The sequence below is a fragment of the Pseudomonas rhizoryzae genome (assembly GCF_005250615.1).
Classification (GTDB): domain Bacteria; phylum Pseudomonadota; class Gammaproteobacteria; order Pseudomonadales; family Pseudomonadaceae; genus Chryseomonas; species Chryseomonas rhizoryzae.
Window position 1 is genome coordinate 133,741 of sequence record NZ_SULM01000007.1, and the last position, 16,880, is coordinate 150,620.

Sequence of the window (16,880 nt, forward strand, 5' to 3'; positions counted from 1 at the left end):
CTCCGTTAATCGATCCCGAGACTGGACCACATCTCGTCCACCCGTTTGACCACCGCTTCGTCCTTGACGATCGCCCGCCCCCACTCCCGCGTGGTCTCGCCCGGCCACTTGTGGGTGGCGTCCAGGCCCATCTTCGAGCCCAGGCCGGAGATCGGCGAGGCGAAGTCCAGGTAGTCGATGGGGGTATTGTCGATCATCACGGTGTCGCGCTTGGGATCCATGCGCGTGGTGATCGCCCAGATGACGTCGTTCCAGTCACGCGCATTGATGTCGTCATCGGTGACGATAACGAACTTGGTGTACATGAACTGTCGCAGGAACGACCAGACGCCCAGCATCACGCGCTTGGCGTGGCCGGGGTACTGCTTCTTGATGGTCACCACCGCCATGCGGTAGGAGCAGCCTTCCGGCGGCAGATAGAAGTCGACGATCTCCGGAAACTGCTTTTGCAGGATGGGCACGAAGACTTCGTTGAGCGCCACGCCGAGGATGGCCGGCTCGTCCGGCGGTCGCCCGGTGTAGGTGCTGTGGTAGATGGGCTCGCGACGCCGGGTGATGCGCTCCACGGTGAACACCGGGAAGGTATCGACCTCGTTGTAGTAGCCGGTATGGTCGCCATAGGGCCCTTCCGGCGCCGTCTCGCCCGGATGGATGACGCCTTCCAGCACGATCTCGGCGCTGGCCGGTACCTGCAGGTCATTGCCCACGCACTTGACCAGTTCGCTGCGACTGCCGCGCAAGAGGCCGGCGAAGGCATACTCGGACAGGGTATCGGGCACCGGGGTGACCGCGCCGAGGATGGTTGCCGGATCGGCGCCGAGGGCCACGGCCACCGGATAGGGTTGGCCGGGATGCTTCTGGCACCACTCGCGAAAATCCAGGGCACCGCCACGATGGCTCAGCCAACGCATGATCAGCTTGTTGCGGCCGATCACCTGCTGGCGATAGATGCCCAGGTTCTGGCGTTCCTTGTTCGGCCCGCGGGTGACGGTCAGGCCCCAGGTGATCAACGGCGCCACGTCACCCGGCCAGCAGTGCTGGATCGGCAACTTGCCCAGATCGACCGCCTCGCCCTCTTCGATCACCTCCTGGCAGGGCGCGTCCTTGAGCACCTTGGGCGCCATGCTGATGACCTTCTTGTAGATCGGCAGCTTCGACCAGGCGTCTTTCAAGCCCTTGGGCGGCTCGGGCTCCTTGAGGAAGGCCAGGAGCTTGCCGATCTCACGCAGGGCGCCGACGTCCTCGGCGCCCATACCCAGGGCCACGCGCTGGGGCGTACCGAACAGGTTGCCGAGCACGGGCATGGAGAAACCCACGGGATTCTCGAACAGCAGCGCCGGGCCTTGCTTGCGCAGGGTCCGATCGCAGATTTCGGTCATCTCGAGGATCGGCGAGACCGGGGCGGTCACGCGCTTCAGTTCACCACGCTGCTCCAGGCTGCGGATGAAGTCACGCAGATCTCGGTATTGCATGCGGCCTCTTGGCGCTGGGGAAAGTCTGGCAGTCTACCGCCTGAGTCGCGGATCGAGAAAGCTTGGCGCCAGAAACGCGAAAGGCCGGGAAGTCCCGGCCTTTCGCAAGCGACTACGCCTTATTTGGCGCGCTTCATCGAATCGAAGAACTCGTTGTTGGTCTTGGTCTGACGCAACTTGTCGAGCAGGAATTCGATGCCGGCGATCTCGTCCATCGGATGCAGGATCTTGCGCAGGATCCACATGCGCGACAGCTCTTCCTCGTCGGTGAGCAGTTCTTCGCGGCGGGTACCCGACTTGTTGATGTTGATGGCCGGGAAGACGCGCTTCTCGGCGATGCGACGATCCAGGGGCAGCTCCATGTTGCCGGTGCCCTTGAATTCCTCGTAGATCACCTCGTCCATCTTCGAGCCGGTTTCCACCAGCGCGGTAGCGATGATGGTCAGGCTGCCGCCTTCCTCGATGTTACGGGCGGCGCCGAAGAAGCGCTTGGGCTTCTCCAGGGCATGGGCATCGACACCACCGGTGAGCACCTTGCCGGAGCTGGGGATCACGGTGTTGTAGGCACGCGCCAGACGAGTGATGGAGTCCAGCAGGATGACCACGTCCTTCTTATGCTCGACCAGGCGCTTGGCCTTCTCGATCACCATGTCGGCAACCTGCACGTGGCGGGTCGGCGGCTCGTCGAAGGTGGAGGCTACTACTTCACCGCGCACGGTGCGCTGCATCTCGGTCACTTCCTCGGGACGCTCGTCGATGAGCAGCACGATGAGGTAGCACTCGGGATTGTTGCGGGTGATGTTGGCCGCGATGTTCTGCAGCATGATGGTCTTGCCGGCCTTGGGCGGCGCGACGATCAGACCGCGCTGACCCTTGCCGATGGGGGCGCAGAGGTCGATGACCCGACCGGTGAGGTCTTCGGTGGAGCCGTTGCCGGCTTCCATGGTCAGGCGCTTGTTGGGGAACAGGGGCGTGAGGTTCTCGAACAGCACCTTGTTCTTGGCGTTTTCCGGACGGTCGAAGTTGATGGTGTCGACCTTGAGCAGCGCGAAATAGCGCTCGCCCTCTTTCGGCGGGCGGATCTTGCCGATGATGGTGTCGCCGGTGCGCAGGTTGAAGCGACGGATCTGGCTGGGAGAAACGTAGATGTCGTCGGGGCCGGCCAGGTAGGAGGAATCGGCACTACGCAGGAAACCGAAGCCATCCTGCAGGATCTCCAGGACGCCGTCGCCGGAAATCTCGTCGCCACCTTTCGAATGTTTCTTCAGCAGGGCGAAGATGATGTCCTGCTTGCGGGACCGGGCCATGTTTTCCAAGCCCGCGGCATCCGCCATTTCCAACAGTTCCGTAATGGGCTTTTGCTTGAGTTCGGTCAGATTCATAGACGTATGTTGACGTGAGAAGAGGCGAAGGAGGGATTCGAGCTGAGCGGCCGGATGCGAGATTAGCGTCGCGAGATGTGTTCTGAAGAGGAGAACTGACGGCTACAGCAGATGAGAAGACGACCCGCTAGCAGGGGTCGTGGGCTGGAATCTAGCACCTAGCTCGGTGCGCGTCCAGCCGTTCAGTCATAAAAAAGCCCCGCAGAGCGGGGCTTTCGACCTAACCTCAGACGTTGGCGTCGAGGAAGGCGGCCAGCTGCGACTTCGACAGGGCGCCGACCTTGGTGGCCTCGACCGCACCGTTCTTGAACAGCATCAGGGTCGGGATGCCACGCACGCCGTACTTGGGCGGGGTGTCCTGGTTTTCGTCGATGTTCAGCTTGCAGACCTTGAGCTTGCCCTGGTAGTCCTTGGCGATCTCGTCCAGCACGGGGGCGATCATCTTGCAGGGACCGCACCATTCGGCCCAGTAGTCGACCAGCACGGGGCTTTCGGACTTCAGCACGTCCTGCTCGAAGCTGGCGTCGCTGACGTTGGTGATGTATTCGCTCATTGACTCTCTCCGAATTCGGGTGCGACTTGAAGTGCGGCCATCATAGCCCTGCTGCCGCCACTTCGAAAGCACTCGAACATTGATGGTGGCTATGACGGATATTGATACTGAAAGCTATTCACGATCTGGCGAGCTAGAGACAAACAAGGCGAGAAGGCCTGAGGAAGCGGAGTTTACGTGCGGTAAATGAGCATTCCGAAAGCCTTTTCAACGCAGTTTGGCCGACGCGCAGCCGATTGTGGATAGCTTTTTAGACAGCGGGCACCGGGAAAGGTGTTCCACTGCGCAGCGCCGCATTGCGGATATGTTCGCGCATGGCTTTCTGGGCCGCCACCGGAGAACGCCGGGCCAGGGCACGCAGGATGCGGCGATGTTCCTGCCAGGTCTCCAGCGCCCGCTCCGGGCGGACGAAGGGCAGCTTCTGGCTTTCGTGGAAGCGCTCGGGGCTGGTGGTGATCACCGCGAGCATGGCCGGATTGTCCGCCGCCAGCAGCAATTGGCGGTGGAAGTCGAAGTCCAGGGCAGCGGCCTGCTCCAATTCGTTCGTCCGTAGCGCCCCGTGCAGGGCACCGAGATTGTCCTCCAGCCGATCCAGCTCGTCGGGCGTGAGGGTCACCGCGGCGAGGCCAGCAGCGAAGCCCTCCAGGGCGAAACGCAACTGGAAGACATGCGCCGCACTGACCTCGCCCGCGAAAGGCCAGAGGCCGTCCGCCTCAGGGGTCGCTTCCTGCACATAGACCCCACGCCCGGGCTGGACGCTGACCAGGCCCAGGGCACTCAAGGTGGACAGCGCCTCGCGCAGGGAGGCACGACTGACGCCCAGCCGCTCGGCCAGCTCGCGTTGCGCCGGCAAGGCCGCACCCGGTGCATAGCCTTCGGTCTCGATCAGTCGGCGAATGGCGTCGACGGCATATTGGGGTACGGCACGGTTGGCAGCGAGGGGCATGGCGTGGTCAGGCCAGTCAGTCCGGAAGCTCGCCTTTTATGCTCAATTTCCGCTCAGTTCAAGTGCAGCCCCAAGGCGGGGCACAGGGCGACAAGCGCGCACCAAAGCGGCTCACGGCACATAGCGCGGCGCCACCGAGGCACAGCCAACTGTTCAGACCAGTAAGACCAATCCTCAGGCGTGACGCCCGTTGTAGCCAGCCGGCGAAGCGCTGGCACATGAAATGCACTGCGCTGGGCCACCCTTCCTATTCGGAGTTTCGTCATGCTCAAGCGCTGGACCGCCCTTTCCCTGTTCGCCCTGGGCCTGACTGCCCTGCACGCCCCTGCCCAGGCCGATCAACTGGCCGATATCCAACAACGCGGCGTCCTGCGCGTAGCCGTACCCCAGGACTTCCCGCCCTTCGGCTCGATCGGACCGGACCTCAAGCCGCGCGGCCTGGATATCGATACGGCCCAGCTGATGGCGGACAAGCTGCACGTGAAGCTGGAAGTCACTCCGGTCAACAGCACCAACCGTATCCCCTTCCTGACCACCGGCAAGGTCGATCTGGTCGTCTCCAGCCTAGGCAAGAATCCCGACCGGGAAAAGGTCATCGACTTCAGCAAGGCCTACGCGCCCTTCTATCTCGGCGTGTTCGGGCCCAAGGACGCCGCCATCAGCACTCCCGAGCAACTGGCCGGCAAGACGATCTCGGTGACCCGCGGCTCCATCGAGGACCTGGCGCTGACCGACGTGGCGCCCAAGGACGCCACCATCAAGAGATTCGAGGACAACAACTCCACCATCGCCGCCTACCTGGCCGGCCAGTCCGACCTGATCGCCAGCGGTAGCGTGGTGATGAAGGTGATCGGCGCGCGCAATCCGGCCAAGGAGCCGGTGCTCAAGGTCAAGCTCAAGGACTCGCCGGTCTACATTGGCGTCAACAAGAACGAGCCGGCATTGAAGGCCAAGGTCGACGCCATCCTCGACGAGGCCCGGGCCGACGGCACCCTGAGCAAGAACTCCGAGAAATGGCTGGGCGATCCCCTGCCGAAGGACCTCTGAGGATAGCCGCGCCATGGCGTATCAGTTCGATTTCCAACCGGTGCTCGCCCACGGCGACCTGCTGCTCAAGGGTGCCCTCTATACCCTTGAGCTGACCGCGGTCGGTGGCTTCTTCGGCATCCTCATCGGTATCGTCGGTGCGACCTGCCGGGCCTGGCGCCTGCGGCCTTTCGCCCAGTTGTTCGGGGTCTACGTCGAGCTGATCCGCAACACGCCCTTCCTTATCCAGCTGTTCTTCATCTTCTTCGGCCTACCCTCCATCGGCGTTCGCATCGAAGCCGGGCAGGCGGCGGTGCTGGCCATGGTGATCAACCTCGGCGCCTATTCCACCGAGATCATCCGCGCCGGCATCCAGGCGATCCCGCGCGGCCAGCTGGAAGCGGCCGCCGCCCTGGCCATGACCCGTTTCGAGACCTTGCGCTACGTGATCCTGCGTCCGGCACTGGCCAAGGTCTGGCCGGCATTGTCGAGCCAGGTGGTGATCGTGATGCTGGGTTCGGCGGTGTGCTCGCAGATTTCCACCGAAGAGCTGACCTTCGCCGCCAACTTCATCCAGTCGCGCAACTTCCGCGCCTTCGAGACCTACCTGATTACCACCCTGATCTATCTGCTCATGGCCATTGGTGTCCGCCAGGCATTGCACTGGCTGGGCGTCTTCTTCATCGTCAGGAGGCGCTGATGGACTTCACCCTTGCCGATATCCTCCGCAGCCTGGTCAGCGGCGCTGGCCTGACCCTGGTGCTGTCGCTGGCGACCTTCCTGTTCGGCGGCCTGGCCAGCATCCTGATCCTGCTGGCCCGCACCTCCACCCGGCGCCCGTTGCGCCTGCTGGCCAAGGGCTACATCGAATTGTTCCAGGGCACCCCGCTGCTGATGCAGCTGTTCCTGACCTTCTTCGGGCTGTCGCTGCTGGGCCTGGAAGTACCCGCCTGGCTCGCCGCCGGGCTGGCCCTGACACTGTTCACCAGCGCCTATCTCGCCGAAATCTGGCGCGGCTGCGTCGAGGCCATTCCCCACGGTCAGTGGGAAGCCTCGGAAAGCCTGGCCATGACCCGCTTCGAACAACTGCGCCATGTGATCCTGCCCCAGGCGCTGCGCATCGCCGTGGCGCCCACCGTCGGTTTCTCGGTACAGGTGGTCAAGGGCACGGCGGTGACCTCCATCATCGGCTTCACCGAGCTGACCAAGATCGGCGGCATGCTCGCCAACGCCACCTATCAGCCCTTCACCGTCTACGGCCTTGCCGCACTGGGCTATTTCATCCTCTGCTACCCGCTGTCGCTGGCCGCTCGCTGGCTGGAAAGGAGACTGCATGCCGCTGCTTAGAGTGACCGCCCTGCACAAGTATTACGGGGATCACCACGTCCTCAAGGGTATCGACCTGACCGTGGAAGAAGGCCAGGTGGTGGCCATCATCGGCAAGAGCGGCTCGGGCAAGAGCACCCTGCTGCGCACCCTCAACGGCCTGGAGTCGATCAACGACGGCGTGATCGAGGTCGATGGCGAATACCTCGACGCCGCCCGTGCCAACCTGCGTTCGCTCCGGCAGAAGGTCGGCATGGTCTTCCAGCAGTTCAATCTCTTTCCCCACCTCACCGTGGGCGAGAACGTCATGCTGGCGCCCCAGGTGGTGAAGAAGACCAACAAGGACGAGGCGCGCAGCCTGGCCCGGCAGATGCTCGACCGGGTCGGCCTGGCCGAGAAGTTCGACAGCTATCCGGATCGTCTGTCTGGCGGCCAGCAGCAGCGGGTGGCCATCGCCCGCGCCCTGGCGATGTCACCCAAGGTGCTGCTGTGCGACGAGATCACCTCGGCGCTGGACCCGGAATTGGTCAACGAGGTGCTGGCCGTGGTCAAGCAACTGGCCAGCGAGGGCATGACGCTGATCATGGTGACCCACGAGATGAGATTCGCCCGTGAAGTGGGCGATAAGCTGGTGTTCATGCACCAGGGCAAGGTGCATGAAAGTGGCCATCCCCAGGAGCTGTTCGCCAGGCCACAGACGCCGGAACTGGCCCAATTCATTGGGCAGGTGGCCTCCTGATTCGGAAAAACCCTATTTTTTCTGCCACTTTGCGCAACCGTAACCGCTGTGCGCTTGAAGCCGTCACCGGCTAGCTGGCACGATGGCGCGGTTTATCGCCGAGAGCCTCCAGATGCAGCCTTCGCCAGCCGAGCCCCATGAACTGATCGCCGCCATCGACCTGGGTTCTAACAGCTTCCATATCGTTCGGGCCCGCAACTCCCATGGGGAGATCCGCATCCTCGAGCGGTTGGGCGAAAAGATCCAGCTGGCCGCCGGCCTGGACGAGTCGCGCCTGCTCAGCGAGGAAGCCATCCAGCGGGGCCTGGACTGCCTGCGTCGCTTCGCCCAACTGATCGCCGGCATGCCGCGTGGCGCCGTGCGGGTGGTGGGCACTAACGCCCTGCGCGAAGCGCGCAACCGCGCCGAATTCATCCAGCGCGCCGAAGCCGTGCTCGGCCATGCGGTGGAAGTCATCTCCGGCCGCGAAGAGGCCCGTCTCATCTATCTGGGCGTGTCCCACTCCATGCCCGACGTACCCGGCCGTCGCTTGGTGACCGACATCGGCGGCGGCAGCACCGAATTCATCATCGGCCAGCGCTTCGAGACCCTGCAGCGCGAGAGCCTGCAGATGGGTTGCGTCAGCTACACCAAGAGGTTCTTCGCCGACGGCAAGATCACCGCGGCCCAGTACGCCCGCGCCTACACCGCCGCCCGCCTGGAACTGATGAACATTGACCAGGGCCTGCGCGAAATGGGCTGGCATCAAGCCCTGGGCGCCTCCGGCACCATCCGCGCGGTGGCCTTGGCGATCCAGGCCTCCGGCCGCGGTAACGGCGAGATCACCCCGGACGGCATCGAGTGGCTCAAGCGCAAGCTGCTCAAGCAGGGCGACATCAACCTGCTCACCATCGACGGTGTGAAGCCTGATCGCCGCGCCATCCTGCCCGGTGGCCTGGCCATCCTCGAAGCCCTTTTCAAGGCCCTGGAACTGCAGGAGATGCATCTCTCCGAAGGCGCCCTGCGCGAAGGGGTGCTCTACGACATGATCGGCCGCCACAGCCACGAGGACGTCCGCGAGCGCACCCTCAAGGCCCTGGCCGAGCGCTATCACGTGGACCAGCGCCATGCCGAGCGCGTGGAGAAGCGCGCGCTGAAATCCCTGGCCCAGGTAGCCGATGCCTGGAGCCTGACCGACGAGAACCACGCCGAACTGCTGCGCTGGGCGGCGCGCCTGCACGGGGTGGGCCTGGACATCGCCCACTACCAGTATCACAAGCACGGCGCCTACCTGATCGAACACTCGGACCTGCCCGGCTTCTCCCGCCGCGACCAGCAGGCCCTGGCGCTGTTGGTGCGCGGCCATCGCCGCAACATTCCGGTGGAGCGTCTGCAGGAACTGGGCGCGGAAGGCGAACCGCTGCTGCGTCTGACGCTGCTGCTGCGCTTCGCCATCCTCTTCCATCACATCCGCCACAAGAGCATCCCGGACGTCCAGCTCAGCGCCGGTGAGCGCAGCCTGGACGTGCAATTCCCCGATGGCTGGCTGGCGGAGAATCCCCTGACCCAGGCGGATTTCGAGCTGGAGGCCCAGTGGTTGGAGCGGGTTGGGTATCAGTTGAGTGTGCGCTGAGGGGAGTTTTCGTAGGCTGGGTTGAGCGGGAGCGAAGACCAGCGCTTTGAGCTATTGGTGCACTAGCTGGTTACCGAGTTTTGCTGGCACTTCTTGTTTCGCTCTCCCGAGCGAGTCACTTTTGCCAGTCGCGGCTGCGCGCCCCGGACAAAAGTAACCAAAAACGCTTGCCCCGACCATCCGGCCCTCCGCTGCGCTACGGGTCCGCTCACGCCAGCGCCGCTCCGGGGTCGGCCTACACGGGCCGTCCATGGCCCGTTAGGCCTCTCGCCGCATCCATGCGGCTCGACCCACTCCACGACACTGGCGTTCGCCCTCCTGAACGGGGCGATTCGCTAGCCTGAAAGTGTTGGTTGAAGAGCCGTAAGCGGTCGTAGCGTGGACAACGGCGCAGCCTTGTCCACAGGGAGCGACGTTACGCGCCAGTGGAAAACGCTTCGCGGTTTTCCACGCTACGAATCACTCTGGCTCTGCCTGTAAACACCACAGCCTCAGGCTGGCGTTCGTCCCCGTCAGTGAGGCCGAGTGCAGGTGTTGCGGAGGGGGATGCGAGGCAGGACGCCGAGCAAGGCGCGAGGGGCAGGAGGCCCCTTCGTGCCGTGCCCCCGGAGCGGCACCGGAGCGAGGGGACCCGGAGCGTAGAGCGGAGGGCCGAAACGTGGGGACAGCGTTTTTGGTTACTTTTGTCCGGGGCGCGCAGCCGCGACTGGCAAAAGTGACTCGCCCGGGTGGGCGAAACACGAGGTACCGGCGAAATTTAATGAATAGCTAGGGCACCAATCACCCACACCGTTGGGCTTCGCTGGTGCTCAACCCAACCTACGAAACCGATCAGGGCCCATGGCGATATGGGCCCGCCGCCCCTCAGCGCGTATTCACCACCGGACTGGCCAACCGCTCCAGCAGTGTTGCCTGCACGCTCCGGGCATTCTGGTTGCCCGTGGGCGACTGCCGCACGTAGCTACCGTCCTCCTGCAGCACCCAGGCCTGGGTGTTGTCGGTGAGGTAGCCTTCCAGCTCCTTCTTGACCCGGCCGATGAGTTTCTTGCCCTCCACCGGGAAGCAGGTCTCGACGCGCATGTCGAGGTTGCGCTCCATCCAGTCGGCGCTGGAGAGGTAGAGCTTTTCGTCGCCGCCGTTGAGGAAGTAGTAGATGCGGCTGTGCTCCAGGAAGCGGCCGATGATGGAGCGCACCTGGATGTTGTGCGACACGCCCGGCACACCCGGACGCAGGCAGCACATGCCGCGCACCACCAGGTCGATCTTCACCCCGGCCTGGCTGGCCTTGTAGAGCGCGCGGATGACCTTGGGATCGGTGAGGCCGTTGATCTTGGCCATGATCTGCGCCGGACGCCCTTCGCTGGCGGCCACCGCCTCGCGGTTGATCATCTCCAGCAGGTTCTTTTTCAGGGTGAAGGGTGCGTGCAGCAGCTTCTTCATGCGCAGGGTCTTGCCCATGCCGATGAGCTGGCTGAACAGCTTCTGTACGTCCTCGGTGAGGGCCACATCGGCGGTCAGCAGACTGTAGTCGGTGTACAGCTTGGCGTTGCCGGCGTGGTAGTTGCCGGTGCCCAGGTGAGCATAACGGCGTAATTCGCCGTTTTCGCGACGCAGGATGAGCATCATCTTGGCGTGGGTCTTGAAGCCCACCACGCCATAGATGACCACGGCGCCAGCTTGCTGCAGACGACTGGCCAGTTGCAGGTTGGACTCTTCGTCGAAGCGCGCGCGCAATTCGATGACCGCGGTCACCTCCTTACCGCTGCGCGCCGCGTCCACCAGGGCGTCGACGATCTCGGAATTGGCACCGCTGCGATAGAGCGTCTGCTTGATCGCCAGGACGTTGGGGTCCTTGGCCGCCTGGCGCATCAGGTCGATCACCGGGGTGAAGGACTCGAAGGGATGCAGCAGCAGCACGTCGAGCTTGCCCAACACGTTGAAGAGGTTTTCCTTCTTCTGCAGCAGCTTGGGGATGGTCGGCGTGAAGGGCGCGTTCTGTAGCTCCGGATGGCTATCCAGCCCGGTGATGGAGAACAGCCGGGTCAGGTTGACCGGGCCGTTGACCTTGTACAACTCGCTATCGCCCAGACCGAACTGCTTGAGCAGATAGTCGGTGAGGTGTTTCGGGCAGATGTCCACCACCTCGAGCCGCACGGCATCGCCGTAGCGGCGCGAGAAGAGTTCGCCGCGCAGCGCGCGGGCCAGGTCCTCGACGTCTTCGGTGTCCACCGAGAGGTCGGCGTTACGGGTCAGGCGGAACTGGAAGCAACCCTTGACCTTCATGCCGGGGAAGAGGTCGTCGGCATGGGCATGGATCATCGACGACAGGAAGACATAGTTGTCCCCGGACCCGGCGACTTCCTCCGGTACCCGGATGACCCGCGGCAGCAGGCGCGGCGCCGGGATGATGGCGAGACCCGAGTCGCGGCCGAAGGCGTCCATGCCCTCCAGCTCGACGATGAAGTTGAGGCTCTTGTTCACCAGCAGCGGGAAGGGGTGGGTCGGATCCAGGCCGATGGGGGTGATGATGGGCGCGATCTCGTCGCGGAAGAATTTGCGCACCCAGGCCTTGATCTTGGTGTCCCAGTAGCGCCGGCGGATGAAGCGGATCTGCTGTTCGGCCAGGGCCGGCAGCAGCACGTCGTTGAGGATGGCGTACTGCCGCTCCACCTGGCCATGGACGATGTCGCTGATCCGCGCCAGCGCCTGGTGCGGCAGCAGGCCGTCGGCGCCGGCCTGTTCGCGGGCGAAGGCGATCTGCTTCTTGAGACCCGCCACGCGGATCTCGAAGAACTCGTCCAGGTTGCTGGAGAAGATCAGCAGGAACTTGAGCCGCTCGAGCAGCGGATAGGATTCGTCGAGGGCCTGCTCCAGCACCCGGATGTTGAACTGCAGCTGCGACAGCTCGCGATGGATATAGAGGCTGCTGTCATCCACGTTGGCGGCCGGGACGGCAGGTGCGGCAGGCGCCTCCACCACCGGCGCGGGCTGCTGCGCCTCGCCGTCCAGCGCGACCGTTTCCTGGGCATCGCCCAGGGATTCGGCGCTGACGGGCTGTTGCAGATCGGTTTCGACGAAACCCTGGCTACTCATTGAAGCTCCTTAGGAACGCGAAGGCCCCTGGCGAAGTTGTTGGGCGGCGCGCTTGGCGAAATAGGTGAGAATGCCGTTGGCCCCGGCGCGCTTGAAGGCCAAGAGCGATTCGAGGATGACGGCGTCGGACAGCCAGCCGTTCTGGATCGCGGCCATGTGCATGGCGTACTCGCCACTCACCTGGTACACGAAGGTCGGCACGCGAAATTCCTCGCGCACCCGGCGGACGATGTCCAGGTAGGGCATGCCCGGCTTGACCATCACCGAGTCGGCACCCTCGGCCAGGTCACCGGCGATCTCGTGCAGGGCCTCGTCGCTGTTGCCCGGATCCATCTGGTAAGTGGCCTTGTTGCCCTTGCCCAGATTGGCGGCCGAACCGACGGCATCGCGGAAAGGCCCATAGTAGGCGCTGGCGTACTTGGCCGAGTAGGCCATGATCTGCACATTGTGATAGCCGGCGTCTTCCAGGGCGGCGCGGATGGCACCGATGCGACCGTCCATCATGTCCGACGGCGCGACCACCTGGGCCCCCGCCGCGGCATGGGACAGCGCCTGCTTGACCAGCACCTCGACCGAGACATCGTTGAGCACGTAGCCGCGCTCGTCGAGGATGCCGTCCTGACCGTGGGTGGTGAAGGGGTCCAGGGCGACGTCGGTGATCACCCCCAGCTCGGGGAAGTGCTCACGCAGGGCGCGGGTGGCGCGCTGGGCGATGCCGTCGGGGTTGTAGGCCTCGGCGCCATCCAGGGATTTACGCTCGGCGGGGGTAACCGGAAACAGGGCGACGGCGGGAATGCCCAGGGCGACCAGCTCGGCGGCCTCTTCCAGCAACAGATCGATGGACAGCCGCTCGACACCGGGCATCGAGGGGATGGCCTCGCGGCGGCCTTCGCCGTCCAGCACGAAAACCGGCAGGATCAGGTCATCCACCGTCAGCACATGCTCGCGCATCAAACGACGGGAAAAGTCGTCACGGCGCTGGCGGCGCATGCGAGTGGCGGGGTAGCTGCGGCTGATGGGGGTAAAACTCACGATCGACTCCCAGACCCGGATCACGGGTCAGTGTGATGGGTTATAGGCCACAATCATGACCGATTGGTAACAGCAGATGACAATATGGCGTGCCTATAGCTCCTATCCAAGGCAGACGCCGGCTGGAGTCGGCGTGACACAGGGTCGCAGCGAATTCTGCTCACGACCGTCTGGCATCCGGCGGACGGAAGCCCGTCACACTTTCTTTCCAGACGGCAACCGGGGTAGGCTGCGCCATCTCTTCCACCTCGTGTAGCGCCGAATGCTCCAACAATTCCTCCACGATTTCGGCTATTTCGCCCTCTTTCTCGGCACCTTCTTCGAAGGCGAAACCATTCTGGTGCTGGCCGGTTTTCTCGCCTTCCGCGACTACATGAACATCCAGACCGTCATCCTGGTGGCCTTCTGCGGCAGCTACGCCGGCGACCAACTGTGGTACTTCCTCGGGCGCCGCCATGGCCGCAAGCTGCTGGCGCGCAAGCCCAAGTGGGAAGCGGCGGGGGAAAAGGCGCTGGCGCACATCCGGCGCCATCCCGATCTCTGGGTGCTGAGCTTTCGCTTCGTCTATGGCCTGCGTACCGTCATGCCGGTGGCGATCGGCCTGTCGGGGTATCCCCCGGCGCGCTATCTGATTCTCAACGGTATCGGCGCCATCGTCTGGGCGACGGTGCTGGGCTATGCGGCCTATCACTTCGGCGCCGTCCTCGAGGGCGTGCTGGGTAATCTCAAGCGTTACGAGCTGATGGTGCTGGGCGGCTTCGTGATGATCGGACTGCTGCTTTGGCTATGGCGGCGCAGTCGTGCGCCCAAGGTCTAAAGTAAGTCTGGCCTGAAAGCGTCTGCGCATCGGCGACCCGCCGCTGAAAATCGGTTGGACGGCCCCGTCGGAAGGCTCCTTTAACCCTTCGTACACTCGAACGCGAGTCCGGCTGGCTTCCTGGTTGGGTTTGCCTTGCCACTCTTCGCTCGGCAACTTTTTCAAAAACCTCTAGAACGCTGGATTCCCGAGCACCTACGTCCGTCGGTAGAATTAAAGCCTGAGTTATTTCTGCCGATGTTCTGAGCAACCTCTCCCTTTTTCGCGCCTCGTACGGCAAGCTGGCGATAGAGCATGCTGAATTTCTCCACCTTGCTTCCTCCCGGCCATCAGGTATTCGTTGCCAACGACTACGAAGGATTGCTCGTGATCCTCTCGTACCTGGTCGCCAGCGCCGCCGGCTACACGGCCCTGGCCATGGCGGACTGGGTGACCACCAGCCGTTCCCGACGCGGCAGCGAACTGGCCAAGCTGATCGGCGCCGTCGCCCTGGGTGGTGGCATCTGGTCGATGCATTTCCTCGCCATGCTGTCGTTCAAGATCGGCATCCATGTGCACTACGATCCCCTGCAGACCCTCGTCTCGCTGTTGATCGCCATCGCGGTGTCCTACACCGTGATGCACCTGATCGGGCGCGAATCCCTCACCGCCCCCCAGTATCTGCTCGCCTCCCTGGCCGCTGGCGTGGGCATCGCGGCCATGCATTACACCGGCATGCTGGCCATGCACTCGATCGCCATCCAGCTCTATGATCCGCTGCTGGTGGCGGTATCCGTGGTGGTCGCCAGCCTGGCGTCGCTGGCGGCGCTGCTGCTGGCCTTCCGCCTGCGTGGCCGGACCGGGCTCAGGACCATCTGGCTGCGCCTGCTGGGCAGCCTGGGACTCGGCTTCGCCATCGTCTCTATGCACTTCACCGGCATGGCCGCCCTGACGCTGGCGGTACCCATCGGCTTCGAGCCGAACAACATGAAGGAAGTGACCCAGCATCTGGAGCTGGGCATGGCCGTCGCGCTCGGCACCCTGTTCATCATCTTGGTCGGTCTCCTCGCCGCCTGGGCTGGAGAGCGCTTCCATGCCCAGCGTCTGCGTCTGGAGCGGGTATCCACCACCCTCGATCAGATCAGTCTGCACGATCCGCTCACCCACCTGCTCAATGGTTCGAGCTTCATCCAGACCGTAGACCGGGCCGTGAGCCAGGCGCGCAGTGGCGAGCAATTCGCCCTGCTGATACTGGATGTCGATCACTTCAAGCGCATCAACGATAGCCTCGGTCATGCCCTGGGCGATGAATTGCTGGTACAGGTGGCGCAGCGGATCCGCGCGGTGCTGGACGACGACCTGCCACTGGCGCGCTATGCCGGCGATGAATTCAGCCTGCTGCTGCCGCTTGGCACCCGGGGGGACAGCCAGCCCCTGACCCTGCGCTTGCTTGAGCAGTTGCGCCCGCCCTTCGAGCTTGCCGGGCAGCGCTTCGCCATGACCTTCAGCCTGGGTATCGCCCACTATCCCCAGGATGGCGCCGACGCCGGCCAGCTGTTGCGCAGTGCCGGGCTGGCGGTTGGTCACTGCAAGCGCAGCGGACGCAATCGCAGCCTGAGATTCGCCAACGAATTCCAACGCGAAGCCGACGACCTGCTCAGCCTGGAGATGGATCTGCGCCACGCCCTCAGCCAAGGTGGCCTGCACCTGGCCTATCAGCCCATCGTCGATCCCGCTGGCCACCCCGTGGCCCTGGAAGCCCTGGTGCGCTGGCAGCACCCGACGCTGGGCGCCCTGAGCCCGGAGCGTTTCGTCCGCGTCGCCGAGCAGACCGGTCTGATCGCCGACCTGGATGGCTGGGTCATGCGCCAGGCTTGCGCCGATCTCGCCCAGTTGCACCGTGAGGGTTATGCGGAGCTGAGGGTCTCGGTGAATTGTTCGGCCCTGAACCTGAGCGATCGCCTGCTGCCCCAGGCCATCGCCCGCGCTTTGCAGGCCGAGGATCTACCGCCCTCGGCGCTGATCATCGAGGTGACCGAGAACGCCCTGATGCACAGTCTCAACGTGGCCATCGAGCTGCTCGGCGAAATCCGCAGCCTGGGGGTGCGGGTGTCCATCGACGACTTCGGCAGTGGCTATTCATCCCTGGCCTATCTGAGTCGACTACCGGTGGACTCGCTCAAGGTGGACCGCGCCTTCGTCCGTACCATTCCCAACCAGGACAACGATATGGCCATCGCCTCGGCGATCATCGCCATGGCGCACAAGCTGGGACTGAAGGTAGTGGCCGAAGGGGTGGAGACCGCCGAGCAGCGGCACTTCCTGCACAGCAACGACTGCGATTTCATGCAGGGCTATCTATTCAGCCGTCCGGTACCGCTGCCGCAACTCAGAAGCTGGCTGGAACAGCGGGCGCTCGCCGCAACTCAGCCGGCCTGACCGGCGACACCACGCTGGAGCCGGGTGATCAGGCGATCCAGGGCGTTGGCGAAGGCCTGGCGATCCCGCTCACCGTAACCCGCCTGTCCCCCGCCCATCTGGCCCTGATCGCGCAGATCGGCCATCAGGTTGCGCATGGCCAGGCGCTGGCCCATGTTGCGTTCGTCGAACTCCTGGCCACGCGGATCGAGCGCGGCCACGCCCTTCTTGACCAACCGATCGGCCAGCGGGATGTCGCTGCAGATCACCAGGTCACCCGGCTGGGCCTGCTCGACCAGATGATCGTCGGCGGCGTCCGGCCCGCTGGGTACCACCACCAGGCGCACGCAGGCGAACGGTGGCTTGATCTGCGGCTGGCCGGCCACCAGGACCACTTCCAGCTTGCGTTTCAGGGCGAATTTGCAGACCAGCTCCTTGGCGGCACGCGGACAGGCATCGGCATCGATCCACAGGATCACGGGACT

General features: G+C 64.0%; 14 protein-coding genes. 7 read left to right on the forward strand and 7 right to left on the reverse strand.

Annotated features, from left to right (window positions below):
* Positions 1 to 5: 5 nt before the first annotated feature.
* The 4 genes from ubiD to FAZ11_RS12995 form a co-directional block, all read right to left on the reverse strand.
* Complete coding sequence (ubiD, locus tag FAZ11_RS12980; protein ID WP_058765998.1) at positions 6 to 1,472, reverse strand: 4-hydroxy-3-polyprenylbenzoate decarboxylase; 1,467 nt, start codon at positions 1,470 to 1,472, stop codon at positions 6 to 8.
* Between the two features lie 119 nt (positions 1,473 to 1,591).
* Positions 1,592 to 2,854, reverse strand: coding sequence for a transcription termination factor Rho (gene rho / locus FAZ11_RS12985; RefSeq protein ID WP_058760316.1), 1,263 nt, complete (start codon positions 2,852 to 2,854; stop codon positions 1,592 to 1,594).
* Between the two features lie 226 nt (positions 2,855 to 3,080).
* The gene (gene trxA, locus FAZ11_RS12990; protein ID WP_058760317.1) at positions 3,081 to 3,407 is read right to left on the reverse strand and encodes a thioredoxin TrxA; all 327 of its coding nucleotides are present in this window, start codon (positions 3,405 to 3,407) and stop codon (positions 3,081 to 3,083) included.
* Positions 3,408 to 3,657: 250 nt separating this feature from the next.
* On the reverse strand, positions 3,658 to 4,353 hold the full coding sequence (locus FAZ11_RS12995; protein ID WP_058760318.1) for a FadR/GntR family transcriptional regulator: 696 nt from the start codon (positions 4,351 to 4,353) through the stop codon (positions 3,658 to 3,660).
* Positions 4,354 to 4,617: 264 nt separating this feature from the next.
* On the opposite strand from FAZ11_RS12995, the gene FAZ11_RS13000 reads away from it, so the two are divergent.
* The 5 genes from FAZ11_RS13000 (at position 4,618) to ppx (ending at position 9,056) form a co-directional block, all read left to right on the forward strand.
* On the forward strand, positions 4,618 to 5,400 hold the full coding sequence (locus FAZ11_RS13000) for a transporter substrate-binding domain-containing protein (RefSeq protein ID WP_058765999.1): 783 nt from the start codon (positions 4,618 to 4,620) through the stop codon (positions 5,398 to 5,400).
* Between the two features lie 13 nt (positions 5,401 to 5,413).
* Complete coding sequence (locus FAZ11_RS13005) at positions 5,414 to 6,079, forward strand: amino acid ABC transporter permease (RefSeq protein ID WP_058766000.1); 666 nt, start codon at positions 5,414 to 5,416, stop codon at positions 6,077 to 6,079.
* The gene (locus FAZ11_RS13010; RefSeq protein WP_193557156.1) at positions 6,076 to 6,726 is read left to right on the forward strand and encodes an amino acid ABC transporter permease; all 651 of its coding nucleotides are present in this window, start codon (positions 6,076 to 6,078) and stop codon (positions 6,724 to 6,726) included. Before FAZ11_RS13005 ends, FAZ11_RS13010 begins: the two co-directional genes overlap by 4 nt.
* On the forward strand, positions 6,713 to 7,444 hold the full coding sequence (locus FAZ11_RS13015) for an amino acid ABC transporter ATP-binding protein (RefSeq protein ID WP_058766001.1): 732 nt from the start codon (positions 6,713 to 6,715) through the stop codon (positions 7,442 to 7,444). The genes FAZ11_RS13010 and FAZ11_RS13015 overlap by 14 nt, the downstream gene beginning before the upstream one ends.
* A 112-nt stretch (positions 7,445 to 7,556) precedes the next feature.
* Positions 7,557 to 9,056: an exopolyphosphatase gene (ppx, locus tag FAZ11_RS13020; protein ID WP_058760456.1), complete on the forward strand. Its 1,500-nt coding sequence runs from the start codon at positions 7,557 to 7,559 to the stop codon at positions 9,054 to 9,056.
* Between the two features lie 864 nt (positions 9,057 to 9,920).
* Here the strand turns inward: ppx and ppk1 are convergent.
* Both ppk1 and hemB read right to left on the reverse strand, forming a co-directional pair.
* Positions 9,921 to 12,149, reverse strand: a complete 2,229-nt coding sequence (gene ppk1, locus FAZ11_RS13025; protein ID WP_081049661.1) for a polyphosphate kinase 1 — start codon at positions 12,147 to 12,149, stop codon at positions 9,921 to 9,923.
* Positions 12,150 to 12,158: 9 nt separating this feature from the next.
* Positions 12,159 to 13,181, reverse strand: coding sequence for a porphobilinogen synthase (gene hemB / locus FAZ11_RS13030; RefSeq protein ID WP_058760323.1), 1,023 nt, complete (start codon positions 13,179 to 13,181; stop codon positions 12,159 to 12,161).
* Positions 13,182 to 13,443: 262 nt separating this feature from the next.
* On the opposite strand from hemB, the gene FAZ11_RS13035 reads away from it, so the two are divergent.
* Together FAZ11_RS13035 and FAZ11_RS13040 are read left to right on the forward strand one after the other, a co-directional pair.
* The gene (locus FAZ11_RS13035) at positions 13,444 to 13,998 is read left to right on the forward strand and encodes a DedA family protein (protein ID WP_058772273.1); all 555 of its coding nucleotides are present in this window, start codon (positions 13,444 to 13,446) and stop codon (positions 13,996 to 13,998) included.
* 294 nt (positions 13,999 to 14,292) lie between these two features.
* Positions 14,293 to 16,416 carry a putative bifunctional diguanylate cyclase/phosphodiesterase gene (locus FAZ11_RS13040; RefSeq protein WP_058760325.1) on the forward strand — a complete coding sequence of 708 codons (2,124 nt, stop codon included), beginning with the start codon at positions 14,293 to 14,295 and terminating at the stop codon, positions 16,414 to 16,416.
* Here the strand turns inward: FAZ11_RS13040 and FAZ11_RS13045 are convergent.
* Positions 16,404 to 16,874, reverse strand: a complete 471-nt coding sequence (locus FAZ11_RS13045; protein WP_058766003.1) for a YaiI/YqxD family protein — start codon at positions 16,872 to 16,874, stop codon at positions 16,404 to 16,406. The genes FAZ11_RS13040 and FAZ11_RS13045 overlap by 13 nt on opposite strands.
* Positions 16,875 to 16,880: the final 6 nt, after the last annotated feature.

Bases quoted from the DNA above. Each gene is read 5' to 3' on its own strand.
- FAZ11_RS13035 (WP_058772273.1), top strand. From the start codon at position 13,444: ATGCTCCAACAATTCCTCCACGATTTCGGCTATTTCGCCCTCTTTCTC.
- FAZ11_RS13015 (WP_058766001.1), top strand. From the start codon at position 6,713: ATGCCGCTGCTTAGAGTGACCGCCCTGCACAAGTATTACGGGGATCAC.
- FAZ11_RS13040 (WP_058760325.1), top strand. From the start codon at position 14,293: ATGCTGAATTTCTCCACCTTGCTTCCTCCCGGCCATCAGGTATTCGTT.
- FAZ11_RS13005 (WP_058766000.1), top strand. From the start codon at position 5,414: ATGGCGTATCAGTTCGATTTCCAACCGGTGCTCGCCCACGGCGACCTG.
- FAZ11_RS12995 (WP_058760318.1), bottom strand. From the start codon at position 4,353: ATGCCCCTCGCTGCCAACCGTGCCGTACCCCAATATGCCGTCGACGCC.
- ubiD (WP_058765998.1), bottom strand. From the start codon at position 1,472: ATGCAATACCGAGATCTGCGTGACTTCATCCGCAGCCTGGAGCAGCGT.
- FAZ11_RS13000 (WP_058765999.1), top strand. From the start codon at position 4,618: ATGCTCAAGCGCTGGACCGCCCTTTCCCTGTTCGCCCTGGGCCTGACT.
- ppx (WP_058760456.1), top strand. From the start codon at position 7,557: ATGCAGCCTTCGCCAGCCGAGCCCCATGAACTGATCGCCGCCATCGAC.
- ppk1 (WP_081049661.1), bottom strand. From the start codon at position 12,149: ATGAGTAGCCAGGGTTTCGTCGAAACCGATCTGCAACAGCCCGTCAGC.
- rho (WP_058760316.1), bottom strand. From the start codon at position 2,854: ATGAATCTGACCGAACTCAAGCAAAAGCCCATTACGGAACTGTTGGAA.
- trxA (WP_058760317.1), bottom strand. From the start codon at position 3,407: ATGAGCGAATACATCACCAACGTCAGCGACGCCAGCTTCGAGCAGGAC.